We start from the raw sequence: 14696 nt of genomic DNA, 5'->3' as shown, positions 1-14696 counted from the left end.
GGCGCTCCTCGGTTTGTCCTGGTTCACACGATGACGGAGCTTTCATTCCCGGTGAAGATCAAGAGGGGGTATGAAGCCGGTTCGACCGCATCCAGCTCGATGCATTGGCTTGTTCGCGGAATAGCTGCTCTTGCCTTGGTCGCAGCGGCGTTGGGGCTCGGCTATGCCCTGGCATTCCAACGGGGACTTGACCGTCTGCACGTTGCCGCTCAGCAGCGGCTTGCGGTTGAGGCGGCCAGGCTCGACGGTTATCTCTCCAGATTTGAATATCTGCCGTCGCTGCTGGAGACATCGCCGAGCGTATTCAAGTTGCTCGGTGATCCCGCCGATCCCGCGCTGCAGCAATCGGTCAGCCTGTACCTGAAGTCGATCAATCTGCTTGCCGGGGCCGACAATCTTTACGTCCTGAGCGTCTCGGGCGAAGCCTTGGCTGCCGCCGACTTCGATGATCCCGGCACACCCGTCGGCCGGAACCTGTCATATCGCCCTTATGTGAGCGAAGCCCTCGAACGTGGCCGGGGCGCATTTTTCGGTGTCGGCATCACCAGTGCACGCGCCGGCTACTACCTCTCCTACGCCCTGAAGGAGGGCGGGGCCACCAAGGGGATCGCGGTCGTCAAGATCAATCTGGATTCGTTCGAGCGCGGGTGGCGCGACCTTCCCGGCGACGCACTTCTCCTCGACGAACGGGGCGTGACGATCCTCGCCTCGCGCGAGGCGTGGCGCTATCGCCCCATCGCGCCGCTGTCGCGCGAAATGCTCGACGATATTGCGCGCTCCAAGCCTTACGCAGACTACAATCTGACGCCACTCGGATGGACCGTCATCCGGTCCGACAGTGGTGCCGAGCGCATCGCCACCGGGAATGGAGCGGCCTATACGGCCAGCGAGCTTCCGATCAATCGAGGCCTCTGGAAGCTCGTCCTCCTCGATGACGAGGCGCCGGTCCGGCAGACCGCGCTGATCTTTGGCGCGCTCTCGGGTGTTGCCTCCGTCGCTGCCTTGCTGGCGCTCGGACTCGTGCTGCAACGCCGCAGGGAGATCAGGCAAAGGCTGGCCAATCAGGCTGCATTGCAGGCGGCGCACGACATGCTCGAGGTCAGGGTGCAGGAACGAACCGCCGAGTTGCGGGCGGCGCAGGACGAATTGGTGCATGCCGGCAAGCTCGCTGCTCTCGGGCAGATGTCGGCCGGCATCGTGCATGAGCTGAACCAGCCCTTGGCCGCGCTGCAGACCGCGGCGGACAATGCCATCCTGCTGGTCGATCGTGGGTCGGTCGCTGACGCCCGCGGCAATCTCACCCGGATCGGCGAGTTGGTAAGCAGGCTCGGGCGCCTGACCGGCCAGCTCCGGGTTTTCGCCTACAAGTCGAGCAGCCCCCTTGGCGCGATCTCGGTCGAACAGGCCGTGAGCGAGACGCTCAAGATAGTCGCCGCGCGCGTCAAGGAGGGGCGCGTCGGCGTCGTCACGGAGATTGACGCCGACCTCAGCGTCCTTGCCGACCAGACGCGGCTCGAGCAATTGTTGTGCAACATCGTGGCGAATGCGCTGGATGCCGTCGAGGGCGTCGAACGAAAGTCGATCGTCATCCGCGCCACGAGGGAGGAGGGGCAGGCAGCGCGCTGCCGGATCGCCATCAGCAACACTGGCCCAGCGATCGCCCCCGACGTGCTCAGGCGCATGTTCGAGCCGTTCGTGACGACCAAGCCTGCGGGCAAGGGCCTTGGCCTTGGCTTGATGCTGTCGAACCACATCGCGCGCTCCTTCGGCGGCGAATTGCACGGGCGAAATCTTCCTGATGGCGCCGAATTTGTCGTGATCCTTCCATTGGCCGAGATGACAGAGGCGGCTTCGCATGGCCGATGACCAATCCATTGGTGTGATCTACGTCGAGGACGACGAGGATGTCCGCATCGGCGGCGTTCAGGCGCTCGAGCTTGCGGGGTTCTCGGTCTCGGGTTTTGCCTCGGTCGAGACCGCCAACGCATGCGTGCGCGCCGACATGCCCTTTGTCGTGGTTTGCGACGTGCGGCTACGCGGCAAGAGCGGCCTTGATTGGCAGGCCGATCTGCGCAGGCTTGATCCGGACCTGCCCGTAATCCTGATCACCGGGCACGGTGACATCTCGATGGCTGTGCAGGCGATGCGGAACGGTGCCTACGACTTCATCGAGAAGCCGTGCTCGTCGGAGCAACTCGTTGCCGTGGTGCGCAGGGCGGCTGAAAAGAGACGCCTGACCCTGGAGGTCCGCTCGTTGCGGTCGGCGCTATCCGACCGCCGGGGGATCGAGGCGAGCCTGCTCGGCCGGTCTCCGCAGATCCAGGAAGTGCGCAGGCTAGTGTCCACCCTGGCCTCGACCAATGTCGACGTCACGATCTATGGCGAGACCGGCACCGGCAAGGACGTGGTCGCGCGTTGCCTGCACAATCACAGCGCGCGGCGCGACGGCAACTACGTCGCCGTCAACTGCGGCGGCCTGCCCGAGTCGCTCGTCGAGAGCGAACTGTTCGGCCACGAAGTGGGAGCCTTCACCGGAGCCACCCGCCAGCGCATCGGCAAGATCGAGTACGCCAATGGCGGAACGCTGTTCCTCGACGAGATCGAGAGCATGCCGCTGAGCGTTCAGGTGAAGTTGCTCCGGTCGTTGCAGGACCGGTCGATCGAACGCGTCGGAACCAACAAGCCGATCTCCGTGGACTGCCGGGTCGTCGCAGCGAGCAAGACGAATTTGCTCGAGCTGAGCGAAAAGAAGCTGTTCCGCGCCGATCTCTATTATCGGCTCGGCGTCGCATTCATCGAACTGCCGCCGCTTCGAGAGCGGCGCGAAGACATTCCACTGTTGTTCGAGCATTTCACGCTGGACGCCGCCAGGCGATTCGAGCGTGATGCGCCGATTCTGGATGAGCAGACGATGTCCGCCCTGCTGGCTTATTCCTGGCCCGGCAACGTACGCGAGCTTCGCAATGTCGCCGATCGTTTCGTGCTGGGCGTGCTCGACGGCAAGGCGATCAACAAATCAGGGTTTGGCACCTCGGATCTGTCGTTGCCACGACAACTCGAAAACATCGAACGATCGATCATCGAGGACGCGCTGCGGCGCAAACAGGGCGACGTGCAGGCAACCGCAACGCTCTTGGGTATCCCCAAGCAAACCTTGTACGACAAGATCAAGCGCCTCGCCGTGAACGTCGACAGCATCCGCGAAAGTTCGGTCGTTCGCTCCAGAACCTGAGGTTTCGGAGCGACGGTGTCGTGGGGGCGCGAAGCAGATAAAGGGCGCCGGATAGAAGCGACCCAATGTCGAAATGCAATACATCATCCTGGTTGCAGAGTGAGGAAATCCAATGGATCGGCCATTCAATATGCCTGATGAGTTCGTGGACGCGTTCGCGAAGGCAGGTGCGAGCCTTTGGCGATCGCTGGGGTGGCCGACGAATGATGAACGCGACGGCGCGATGATCAACCCGTCTCTGGCTTCTTCAGGACGGATCGCCGAGCTGCAGGTTGAATATCTCAAGGGTCTGTACCAACTCTCGGAGCACCTCGTCGCGTCGGCGGCGGAAGGAAAGGGAAATGGAGGCATCGAACCTGTGCGCGGCGATCGCAGGTTCAGCGGCACGGAGTGGCGGGAGAATTCGCTCTACAGCCTGCTGAAGCAATCCTACCTGCTGAATTCGCGCTACTGCACCGACTTGGTCGAAGCCCTCGATATGGAGGAAAAGGAAAAGCACCGGCTGCGTTTCTTCACGCGCCAGCTCGTCGAAGCGATGAGCCCGACCAATTGCATCGCCACCAATCCCGACGTGATCAAGCTTGCAGCCGACACGGATGGTCAGAGTCTCAAGACCGGCCTGGACAATCTGGTGGCGGACCTTGGCAAGGGGAATCTGACGATCACGGACGAGACCGCGTTCGAGGTCGGAAAGGACGTCGCGACGTCCAAAGGCGCGGTCGTATTCGAGAACGAGCTGTTTCAGCTCATTCAATACGAGCCGGCAACCGAGCAGGTGGCCGCACGTCCCCTGCTAATCGTGCCGCCTTGCATCAACAAGTTCTATATTCTGGACCTCCAGCCAGCCAATTCCTTCGTCCGGTTTGCGGTCGAACACGGTCTGACGGTCTTCATGGTGTCATGGCGCAATCCAGACGCTTCTTGCGGGCATTTCGGCTGGGACGATTACGTCGAGCATGGCGCCATGCGCGCCATCGAGATCACGCAATCGATCTCGGGGAGCGACAAAATCAACGTCGTCGGCTGGTGCGTCGGAGGAACCATCCTGTCCTCAGCGCTCGCGATCATGCGCACGCGAGGCGATGAGTCGGTCGCCAGCGTGACGTTGTTGACCACCATGCTCGATTTCCGCGAGCCCGGCGATCTCGGTGTCTTCGTGGATGAAGAGAGCGTGCGACAGCGCGAACTGACGATCGGCAATGGTGGCATCTACCGCGGCGCGGAGCTGGGATTCGTCTTCCAGACACTGCGCTCGAAAGAACTGATATGGCCGAATGTGATCAATCACTACCTGAAGGGAAAGCCGCCCGAGCGCTTCGATCTCCTGTTCTGGAACGCGGATGTCACCAATCTGCCGGGGCCGATGTATTGCTGGTACATCCGCAATATGTATCTGGAGAACAATCTCCGTGAGCCCGGCAAGTTGACGATGTGCGGTACGCCAGTCGATTTGGGGCGGGTCGATTTGCCTGCCTACGTCCTGGCAACGGTCGAGGACCATATCGTGCCATGGCGATCGGCCTACCGGACGACGGGCCTCTTCAAGGGCGACACACGTTTCGTCCTCGGTGCGAGCGGGCACATTGCCGGCGTGATCAATCCGGCATCGAAGAACAAGCGGAGCTACTGGGTTTCGGACCAGCGCTGCGATGATCCGGCGACGTGGCTGGCGGGTGCGGACGAAAAGCCGGGCAGCTGGTGGAACGATTGGATTGCTTGGCTGGTGCCGCGGTCGGGAGAGCAACTGCCGGCTCGCACCCAACTCGGCAACAACCTCTATCCGCCAGGCGAATCTGCCCCGGGTCGATACGTGAAGGCGAAAGCGGACTAAAGATCGGCCGGTACGCCGGGCCCGCGAGGGAGAATGCCGTCCTGCCAGTTTCTTTCGGGGATGAGCCGCACTAGGACCGGATGAGATATCCTAGGTTTTGTTGGTGTGGGGAAAAGCGGTAGCGCTCCAGTGACTCGAACCCCCGACGTTTAGAAGCATCGATCTGATGCGCTCACAGTTGGATTTTTCAATGTAAGCCATTGATCTCTAATGATCGGATTTTGATTCAGTTGGAAAAATTCTCCTGAGAAACCAACGGTGGCAGCGTGTCTCTTAATCAGCGGGTCCCAGGTTCGAGCCCTGGTGCGCCCACCATTCAAATCAAGACCTTAGCGGTTTTAACGAGCGCCAAGAGTGGCGCCGTTTACACCAACGTTTACGGTTTTGTTCTCGTTTCGAGCTTCAGCACCGCAGCTTCTGCAAGCTGAATGTCACGACCGAGATAGTGCGCGTCGAGAATTGCCTCGCCGTCCTTCAACGAGTGACCGGTAATGGCGGCGATCTACGGCACGCTGGCGCCTTCGATCGCAAGGCGAACCACCGCCTTGCCGCGCAGATCATAAAACGTCAGGCCGTCGATGCCGGCAGTCCAGATCATCTTTGCGGTCCGCCACTAGAGGCGGCCGCCGCGTTCACATGGGTCGCGATGATGCCACGGTCCTTTGAACGACGTGACGCGCGCAAGCGTCGTCCAGGCATGCTCGGCCTTGCGGGGTGTCTCAGCGAACGAGCCGCGCCAGATCTTGAATTCACCACGCCCGCGGCGGTCGGCCAGAGCTGCGACTTTGGCGTGAATTCGCCTTCCTGTGCAGTGGCCAAGACACCCACCGCCAACGGCTCGGTCTTGCGGCTCACGCGACACACGCCACTCAATGTTGTTGGCCGTTCCAGTCGCGCTTGATCTTTTTGGCCAGCGACCATTTATGGACTTCGGTTGGACCATCATAGATACGAAAAGCGCGGATCTCGCGGAAAGCCTGCTCAACGATCGTTTCGGTCGAAACGCCGGTACCGCCCATAACCTGAACGCATCGATCGGCGACGCGCATCAAGGCTTCGGACACGGCCACCTTCGCCATCGAACTCTCGGCCGTCCCGAGCGAGCCGGCGTCGAGCACGGCTGCGCACCAGTCGATCATCAATTCCGACTGTTTGAGATCGATGAGATTTTCCGCCAGCATGAAACCGACGCCTTCGTGGTCGACCAGCGGTTTTCCGAACGCATAGCGGCGGCAGGCGTAGTCGGTGGCGATCTCGTTGGCGCGGATTGCCAGACCCAGCCAACGCATACAATGCGACAAACGTGCGGGGCTGAGGCGGATCTGCGCATATTTGAAGCCATCCCCGGACGCACCGAGCATCTGGTCGGCGGATACGCGAAGATTCTCTATCTCGATCTCGGCGTGTCCGCCGGGCATCGAACTATCGATCGTATCCAGCACCCGCATGGTACGGATCGCGGGGTTCGGGAGGTCGACGAGAAACATGCATGCGCCGTCGGTCGACTTCGCCATGACGATGCCGACTTGAGCGCCTTCAGCTCCGGTAATGAACTTCTTTCGTCCGTTGATGACCCAGTGATTGCCATCCAGCCTGCACGTGGTCTGCATCATCGATGGGTCCGATCCTGCACCGCCTTCATCCGCCGGCTCGGTCATAAAGAAAGCTGAACGCGCTTTGCCCGACACTAAGGGTTCCAGGAAGCGCGCCTTCTGCTCGGCGCTTCCGACCTTGCCGAGCAGGTACATATTGCCCTCATCGGGCGCCATGGTGTTGCACGCCAGCGGTCCGAGTGGGGAGAGCCCAGATTTGATCAGCACCTTCGCCGTCTCGACTTGCGTGAGATGTGATCCATCCGGCAGAATGTGGGGCGTCAACACGCCAGCCTTGCGTGCCTTGGCGCGCAGTTCCTGCACCAGTTCGTCACTTGGGCCGTGAGGACCCGTTCGCGGATCCTTTTCGTAGGGAATCACGTCAGTGCGGATGAAGGCCTCGATCTTCGCGGCAATGATTTCGACTCGGTCAGGCATTGGAACGGATACTCCGGTCGACTTCCGCTGGGGCGGAATCTTGGTGGCGGGCTTTCGGTCGTCCGTGCTCTATCACAGCGCATTAAAGCGAGTGCCCCTATTGAATGCGGTGACTGGACTTGATCATATAGACAAGAGGATGTGACAGGAGCAATAGCTGGCGGTTAGCCGGCCTCGTTGCGGACGCGACATTGCGCGGTCTCCTCAACCACGCGTTCGCATCGGCTCGCTCTTGATCACAATGCCGGCTGCATCACGGTCGAAGGTGTCCGGCGTGACTCCGTCTCTGCGCAGCAAATACTTTTCTACCTTGTTAGTCGGCGTCTTCGGCAGGTCTCCCAGGACGCGGACGTAGCGGGGCACCATGAAGTGGGCCATTCGCGGCTTGAGAAAGTGGATGAGCTCCGCTGGATCGAGCGCCTGTCCCTCGGCGAGGGAGACCGCGACGAGGACATCATCTTCGCCATGTTCGCTCGGGACGGAGACGACCGCAGCCTCCCGGATCGCAGGGTGTGCGGCCACTTCGAGCTCGACCTCGAACGAGGAAATGTTTTCGCCGCGCCGACGGATGGCATCCTTGAACCGGTCGACGAAGAAATAGTTTCCATCGCGATCGACGCGGAAAGCGTCGCCGGTGTGAAACCAGCCATTCCGCCAGGCAAGCGCAGTCGCCTCGGGGGCCTTGTTGTAACCATGATTCATGGCCCAGGGCGCGTCGGATCGAATGATCAATTCGCCGATTTCGCCCGGCGCGACCTCGCAGTCATGGGCATCGACGAGGCGAACCTCGATGCCGGCCCGCGGCTTGCCGCAGGCTGCCGCAACGGTCGGATTCGGCTCGGCTGCCAGCGGGCAGGAGACCTCCGACATGTTGAAGAGCGTGTGGGTCGTGATGCCGTAGCGCTTGCCGAAGGCGATACCTTCCTCGCTGAGCGGAATGACCGTGACGTTCTTGAGCGGGCTGCCCTTCTCCTCGCCGCTGTCGGTCCGCTTCATCAGGAAGCTCGCCATGACGCCGAGCAGGATTACCATCGTGGTGTTGGTCTTCGCGACCGTGGACCAGAATGTAGCGGTGTCGAAGCGATCGACCATGGCGATCGAGCCGCCATTGATCAGCATGGCGTAGCTCGGCGCCGTGCCGCCGACGTGGAAGAGGGGGAGGTTCACCATGAAAGTGTCGCTGGCGTCGAGATAAGGAATGCCGTCCCTGTCCGCCGAGATGCCCCGTCCCATGGCATAGAGATGCGCATAGGACGACAGCACGCCCTTCGAAGGGCCGGTCGTGCCGGACGTATAGATGATCGACTGAGTGTCCCACGGTTCGATCGGGCGCTCGGTCATTGGGGCATCCTCGGATGCCGAGTCGAGCGCGCTCGCCGGCAGAACCTCGATCCCCTCGACCGGGGCCGGTTCGCCGCCGATCACGACGATCTTGCGCAACTCGCGCCTGTCGATGTCGCCGAGCCGCGGCAGCAGGCTGGCGTGGACGATCGCGACCGCCGCTCCCGCGTTGGTGACGACATGCTGGAGAATGCCACCGCGATAGGCGGTATTGATCGGCACGTAGACGGCGCCGATCATGTTGATGCCGAACCAGGCGCGCAGGCAGTCAGGACCATTCGGCAGCCAAACGAGGACGGTGTCTTCCTGCTTCACGCCCAGCGATTGCAGCGCGTTGCCGGTCCGTCGCGCCAAATGCAGGAGATCGCGATATTTCAGCTGGCTGCCGTCGTCGAAGGTCGCATAGACCTGATCCGGCGTCTCGCGTCCCCAACGTTCGAGCAGGTACCGCAGGACGCAATCCTCGGCGGCGGGAACCTTGTGGCTCGTCATTGAAACCTCCCTGCTTATTCTTGTCGCGGCCCGGTACCCTTATGGCGCGCTGGGCGATCCAAATCTCAGTCCGGCTCGATGGCGCGCAGCCCTCGCGCGATGCGGGACAGCGTTTCGAAGCAACCGGTGATTTCCGCGGCCGACACGCCGTTGGTCCCTTGCCGGAAGAATTCCAGCGAGCGTTCGTGCAAATCTCGCCACGCCTCGATGCCGGCGGGTGTCAGGCTCACCATCCGCTTGCGGCGATCGTCCTCGGCCTCGACGCGCTCAACGAGGCCCTTCTTTTCCAGGCCCTTCAGCACGGCGTCGAGATTCTGGCGGCTCACGCCGAGATAGGTGTAGAGTTCCGAGAACAGCATGCCCTTGGGATCGCGGTATAGCGCGCCCAGCGTTGCGCCAGTCACGGCCGAGAAATTCAGAACCCGCACCGCCTGGGTCTCGTAGATGTTGGCGGCTTGAAACAGTCTGAAGAAGAGCTTGTTGTTGAGGTGGTCACGCGCGGAATTGCCGGCCGGCTGCTCTCGGCTATTCTTTGGCCCGGTCCTGGTTGCCGACGGCATTCGCGCATTCCCCCTGAGATGTGTAATGATATTGACATAATATTTGGTTGTCCATAGCCTTCGGCCCCAGGTGTAGACCCGGAGCTGGGAAGGATCGACATGCCATTTGGTAAGATGCTCATCGCGAATCGCGGAGAAATCGCGCTGCGCATCGCGCGCGCGGCGTTTGAGCTCGATATCCCGGTCGTCACCGTGTTTCCTGCTGATGATGCTGGTTCCGCCCATGCGCGGACTGGCAGCGAGACGCGGGAATTGCCCGGCGTGGGGGCCGCAGCCTATCTCGATATCGCGGCGATGGTCGAGGCGGCGCGGCAGACCGGTTGCGATGCGGTGCATCCCGGCTACGGATTTCTGTCAGAGAACCCGGACTTCGCGCGCGCCGTAGCGGCCGCCGGCATGACCTTCATTGGTCCGGCCGCGGAGACGCTTGAGCTGTTCGGAAACAAGGCGGAGGCGCGGCGGCATGCGCGCAAGGCCGACGTGCCCGTGCTCGAGGGATCGGCCGGACCGGTTTCGGAAGCCGAAGCGGCGGTCTACCTCGACAAGCTCGGCAGCGGGGGCGCGATCATGATCAAGGCGGTCGCCGGGGGCGGGGGCCGTGGCATGCGCGTGGTGTCGACGGCTGCCGACCTTCCCGCCGCCTGGGAGCGTTGCCGCTCCGAGGCGCAGGCGGCATTTGGCGCCGATGCACTCTATGTCGAGCGCTATTTGCCGAACGCGCGCCATATCGAAGTGCAGATCGTCGGCGACGGGCACAGCGTCGTCCACTTCGGCGAGCGCGACTGCACCATTCAGCGGCGTCACCAGAAGGTGGTCGAGATGGCGCCGTGCCGGAGCCTCGCGCCCAAAGTCCGTGAGGCGATTTGCGATGCCTCGGTGCGCATGGCCGGCAGCGCGGCGTATCGGGGCTTGGGGACCTTCGAGTTTCTGATGCCTGCGGAGGGCGGCAGTTTCGTCTTCATCGAAGCCAATCCGCGCCTCCAGGTGGAGCACACCGTGACCGAGGAGATCTACGGGATCGACCTCGTCAAGACGCAGATCCGGGTCGCCTCTGGCCTGCGGCTGCGCGACATAGGTCTCGGCAGCGCGCCTGTTGCGCGCGGCGGCGCAATCCAGTTCCGCGTCAACATGGAGAAGATGACGGCCGATGGCGGCTCGCGGCCGACCGGCGGCGTCGTGACCGGCTTTACCTTGCCGAGCGGCCCGGGAATCCGCGTCGATACGTTCGGATATGTCGGCTATCGCACGAGCCCCCGCTATGATTCCCTTCTCGCGAAGGTCATTGCCTATTCGCCGGAGGGCATGGACGACGCCATCCGACGCGGCCGGCGGGCGCTGGAGGATTTTCGCATCGACGGCCTTGAGACCAACATTCCCGTGCTGAGGGCCCTCGCTACAAACCAGGACTTTCTGGCCGACCGCGTCTCGACGAAATTCCTGGAGCAGCACCTCGAAAGTATTCTTGCGGCCGCCGCCAGCTTTGCAAACCGGGACGACCTGCCGGCCAGGCGGGCGAGGGATGTCCGCGACGTCGATCCGCTCGGCGTGTTCGATGCGAAGGTCGCCATTCCACCATTGCAACCGGCTGCGGCGCGCGGACCGCAGGTCGCGCATGTTCCCGAGGGACTCGTCGCTGTGCCGGCGCCGCTGCAGGGCACGATCGTCGCCTGCAATGTGGCGCGGGGTGACCGGGTGCGCGCGGGACAGCAGGTGTTCGCGATCGAGTCCATGAAGATGGAGCATGTCATCGTGGCGCCGGCCGCGGGCGTGGTCGAAGACATTCTCGCCTCGCCTGGTGACACGATTTTCGAGGCCGAGCCATTGCTGCACATCGTCCCATCGGACGACGACGCTGCCGGTGTCGAGACGGCCGAGGCGATCGATCTCGATCACATTCGCGGTGATCTCGCCGAAGCGCTCGCGCGCCGCGCGGAGCGGCTCGACGAGGGACGGCCGGATGCTGTCGCACGTCGCCGCAAGTCCAACCAGCGCACCGCGCGCGAGAACATCGCCGACCTCTGCGATCCCGACTCGTTCATCGAATATGGCGGCCTCGCGCTCGCCGCGCAGCGCCAGCGTCGCTCGCTGGAGGAGCTGCGCCGCATGAGTCCTGCCGACGGCTTGATCACCGGCGTTGGCGCTGTCAATGGCGAGCTGTTCGGTGACGAGCAGTCGCGCTGCGCGGTCATGGCCTACGACTACACGGTGTTCGCGGGCACGCAGGGCGTCGTCAATCACAAGAAGAAGGATCGGCTGCTGACGCTCGCTGACCGATGGTCGCTTCCCGTCGTGTTGTTTGCGGAAGGTGGCGGTGGCCGGCCCGGCGACGAATGGCCGACGCCCGCCGGACTCGAGACCACGACGTTCACGAAGCTCGGCGGTATCAACGGCAAGGTGCCACTGGTGGGCGTGGTTTCGGGGCGGTGTTTTGCGGGCAATGCCGCGCTGCTCGGCAGCTGCGACGTCATCATCGCCGACCGTACCTCGAACATCGGCATGGGTGGTCCGGCGATGATCGAGGGGGGCGGTCTCGGTGTGTTTCGCCCCGAGGACATCGGCCCCGTCGACGTCCAGGCGCCGAACGGCGTGATCGACGTGCTGGTCGAGGACGAGGCGGAGGGCGTTGCCGCTGCCAAGAAGTATCTCGGCTATTTCCAGGGGCGGACCGGTGACTGGTCATGCGCTGACCAGCGCCTGTTGCGCCACGCCGTGCCAGAAAACCGGCTGCGCGCCTACGACGTCCGGCCGATCATCGAGACGCTTGCGGATGCAGGCTCCGTGCTCGAACTGCGCCCATCCTTCGGGCGCGGCATGATCACGGCGTTCGCCCGCATCGAGGGCACCCCGGTTGGCCTGATCGCAAACGATTCACGTCACTTGGGCGGTGCGATCGATGCCGACGGCGGTGACAAGGCGGCGCGATTCATTCAGCTATGCGACGGGTTTGGCATTCCCATCGTGTCGCTCTGCGACACGCCGGGCATGATGGTGGGGCCGGAGGTCGAGAAGACCGCCCAGGTGCGGCACGTCTCGCGCGTCTTCGTGGCAGCATCCCGGGCAACGGTGCCGTACTTCACCGTCGTGCTGCGCAAGGCCTACGGGCTCGGGGCGCTGGCGATGGCCGGTGGATCGAGCCAGATGTCGTTCTTCATGGTGGCATGGCCCAGCGCCGAGTTCGGCGCCATGGGGCTCGAAGGCGCGGTGAAGCTCGCCTATCGGAAGGAGCTCGCTGCAATCGAGGATCCGGCTGCAAGAAAAGCCTGGTTCGACCAGATGGTCGCCAAGTCCTACGAGGACAACAAGGCGCTCAGCGGCGCGACCTTCCTTGAGGTCGACGATGTCATCGATCCCTGCGCGACCCGGCGCTGGATTGTCCGCGGGCTCAAGGCGTCGATGCAGCCGGGCCGCTTCAGCGAGAGACGAACCACGCGCGTCGATCTGTGGTGAACACGGGCGAGCAAGGGAGGAAACAATGACAAAAAGCGAATCCGACACACGCTACCTCCGCAGCGAAGAAGCCTATCTGGCTCACGTTCGCGGCCTGCAGGCGGCGGTCTGGCCGAGCGGCGTTCCCAAGGAGCCGGTGTTCCCTCTCGGGCGCCGGCCGTTGACGCACTACCTTCGCGAATGGGCGCGGCGGCAGCCGGACAAGGCGGCAGTGCTGTTCTACGGCCGGGCCATGAGCTACGCCGAACTCGACCGCCTCAGCGACCGCTTTGCCGCTCTCCTGAACCGTCTCGGCGCGCGCAAGGGCGACCGGGTTGCGGTGTTCCTGCCGAACTGCCCGCAGTTCTACGTTTGCTTCTTCGGCATCCTGAAGGCCGGCTGTGTCCACGTGCCGGTGAACCCGATGTTCACCCGGCCCGAGCTGGCCTACGAGATCAACGATACGCAGGCGCGCATCGTGGTCGCGCACGATCAGCTTGCCGCTCTCGTCGAGGAGGTCCGGCAAGAGTGTGGCGTCGAGCATTTGGTCGTCACCAGCTTTGGCGATGCGCTGGGTGCCGAGCCGGAAGGGCCGCTGCCGCCCGCGCTGACGGCGCCGCGGGTTGCGATCGCCAATTCGATCGACCTCATGGGCGCGCTCGCAAAGGAGACCGCCGCGCCGCCGCAGGTGGATGTCGGCATCGACGATATCGCGGCCCTGAATTACACGGGGGGCACCACCGGCATGCCGAAGGGCTGCGTTCATTCGCAGTTCGACATGCTGTTCACGGGTGCCGTCATGGGGTCCGTTTCGATGACGGTCACTTCCGAAGACGTGGTCATCAATTTCTGGCCGATCTTCTGGATGGCGGGCGAGGACCTCGGCATCATCCTGCCAATGGTGACGGGCGCGACCTGCGTGTTGATGGCCCGCTGGGATGCGCAGGCCTACATGTATGCCGTGCAGCGCTATCGCGCGACGATCTCGAACATGGTCGTCGACAACGCGGTCGAGATCATGAGCCGAACCGATGCGCGCGACTATGACCTCAGCTCGCTGCGGGAAGTGATGGTGGCGTCGTTCGTCAAGAAGCTCAATCCGGTCTTCCGCGATGGCTGGCGCAAGCTCACGGGCACGACCCTGCGCGAAGCGGCCTGGGGGATGACGGAGACGCATTCCTACGACGCCTTCAATCGCGGCTGGCAGGATGACGATCGCGATCTCAAGCAGCGTCAGATCTTCTGCGGCATTCCGGTGCCGCAGACCGATTTCAAGATTATGGAATTCGGATCGGACAGGCTGCTGCCGCTCGGCGAGGAAGGCGAGCTGTGCGTACGTACGCCCTCGCTCTTGAAGGGCTATTGGAACAAGCCGGATGCAACGGCCGAAGGCCTCGTCAACGGCTGGCTGCGGACCGGCGATATCGGAATGATCTCGGAGCGAGGCACTATCCATTTCCTCGGCCGGCGCAAGGAGATGCTGAAGGTGAAGGGCATGAGCGTCTTTCCGTCGGAGATCGAGGCCGCCCTCGGCCAGCATCCGGACGTGACAGGGAGCGGTGTGATCGGGCGGGTGGACGACACTCGCGGGCAGGTGCCGGTCGCCTTCGTTACCGTGTTGCCGGGGCGCAAGGGCACGACGACTGCCGAGGTGCTTGCTGCCTTCTGCCGGGAGCGCCTTGCGGTCTACAAGATCCCGGAGATCCGGATCGTCGACACGTTGCCGATGACGGCGACCGGCAAGGTCAAAAAGGAAGAACTCGCTCAGCTTTATGGCTGAGCGA

Annotated in this window: 8 protein-coding genes; 5 read left to right on the top strand and 3 right to left on the bottom strand. The window is 63.0% G+C overall.

The window, feature by feature from the left end; all coding sequences use genetic code 11:
• Positions 1–30 precede the first annotated feature (30 nt).
• The 3 genes from SE91_RS23350 to SE91_RS23340 all read left to right on the top strand — a co-directional run bounded on the left by SE91_RS23350 (position 31) and on the right by SE91_RS23340 (position 5063).
• A complete protein-coding gene (locus SE91_RS23350; protein WP_245318510.1) occupies positions 31–1866 on the top strand; it encodes a sensor histidine kinase in 1836 nt (611 codons plus the stop codon).
• Positions 1856–3232: a sigma-54-dependent transcriptional regulator gene (locus tag SE91_RS23345; protein WP_061849281.1), complete on the top strand. Its 1377-nt coding sequence runs from the start codon at positions 1856–1858 to the stop codon at positions 3230–3232. Before SE91_RS23350 ends, SE91_RS23345 begins: the two co-directional genes overlap by 11 nt.
• A 112-nt stretch (positions 3233–3344) precedes the next feature.
• The gene (locus tag SE91_RS23340) at positions 3345–5063 is read left to right on the top strand and encodes a PHA/PHB synthase family protein (RefSeq protein WP_061849280.1); all 1719 of its coding nucleotides are present in this window, start codon (positions 3345–3347) and stop codon (positions 5061–5063) included.
• A gap of 869 nt (positions 5064–5932) precedes the next feature.
• Here the strand turns inward: SE91_RS23340 and SE91_RS23335 are convergent.
• The 3 genes from SE91_RS23335 to SE91_RS23325 all read right to left on the bottom strand — a co-directional run bounded on the left by SE91_RS23335 (position 5933) and on the right by SE91_RS23325 (position 9711).
• A complete protein-coding gene (locus SE91_RS23335) occupies positions 5933–7093 on the bottom strand; it encodes an acyl-CoA dehydrogenase family protein (RefSeq protein ID WP_061849279.1) in 1161 nt (386 codons plus the stop codon).
• A gap of 204 nt (positions 7094–7297) precedes the next feature.
• On the bottom strand, positions 7298–8926 hold the full coding sequence (locus SE91_RS23330; protein WP_061849278.1) for an AMP-binding protein: 1629 nt from the start codon (positions 8924–8926) through the stop codon (positions 7298–7300).
• Positions 8927–8991: 65 nt separating this feature from the next.
• Positions 8992–9711: a MarR family winged helix-turn-helix transcriptional regulator gene (locus SE91_RS23325; protein ID WP_245318509.1), complete on the bottom strand. Its 720-nt coding sequence runs from the start codon at positions 9709–9711 to the stop codon at positions 8992–8994.
• Here SE91_RS23325 and SE91_RS23320 point away from each other — a divergent pair.
• A complete protein-coding gene (locus SE91_RS23320) occupies positions 9601–12933 on the top strand; it encodes an acetyl-CoA carboxylase family protein (RefSeq protein WP_245318508.1) in 3333 nt (1110 codons plus the stop codon). The two genes, SE91_RS23325 and SE91_RS23320, sit on opposite strands and share 111 nt — an antisense overlap.
• Before the next feature lie 25 nt (positions 12934–12958).
• Positions 12959–14692 (top strand): AMP-binding protein, encoded by a 1734-nt coding sequence (locus SE91_RS23315; protein WP_061849276.1) that lies wholly within the window; start codon positions 12959–12961, stop codon positions 14690–14692.
• The last annotated feature ends 4 nt before the right edge of the window (positions 14693–14696 follow it).

The organism is Bradyrhizobium sp. DOA1 (assembly GCF_001593325.1).
In the GTDB taxonomy this organism is placed as follows: domain Bacteria; phylum Pseudomonadota; class Alphaproteobacteria; order Rhizobiales; family Xanthobacteraceae; genus Bradyrhizobium.
This window is presented reverse-complemented; position numbering and strand designations above follow the sequence as displayed.

Coding starts and splice junctions, on each gene's coding strand:
- SE91_RS23350 (WP_245318510.1), top strand. CDS start 31: ATGACGGAGCTTTCATTCCCGGTGAAGATCAAGAGGGGGTATGAAGCC.
- SE91_RS23345 (WP_061849281.1), top strand. CDS start 1,856: ATGGCCGATGACCAATCCATTGGTGTGATCTACGTCGAGGACGACGAG.
- SE91_RS23340 (WP_061849280.1), top strand. CDS start 3,345: ATGGATCGGCCATTCAATATGCCTGATGAGTTCGTGGACGCGTTCGCG.
- SE91_RS23335 (WP_061849279.1), bottom strand. CDS start 7,093: ATGCCTGACCGAGTCGAAATCATTGCCGCGAAGATCGAGGCCTTCATC.
- SE91_RS23330 (WP_061849278.1), bottom strand. CDS start 8,926: ATGACGAGCCACAAGGTTCCCGCCGCCGAGGATTGCGTCCTGCGGTAC.
- SE91_RS23320 (WP_245318508.1), top strand. CDS start 9,601: ATGCTCATCGCGAATCGCGGAGAAATCGCGCTGCGCATCGCGCGCGCG.
- SE91_RS23325 (WP_245318509.1), bottom strand. CDS start 9,711: ATGGGCGGAACCAGCATCATCAGCAGGAAACACGGTGACGACCGGGAT.
- SE91_RS23315 (WP_061849276.1), top strand. CDS start 12,959: ATGACAAAAAGCGAATCCGACACACGCTACCTCCGCAGCGAAGAAGCC.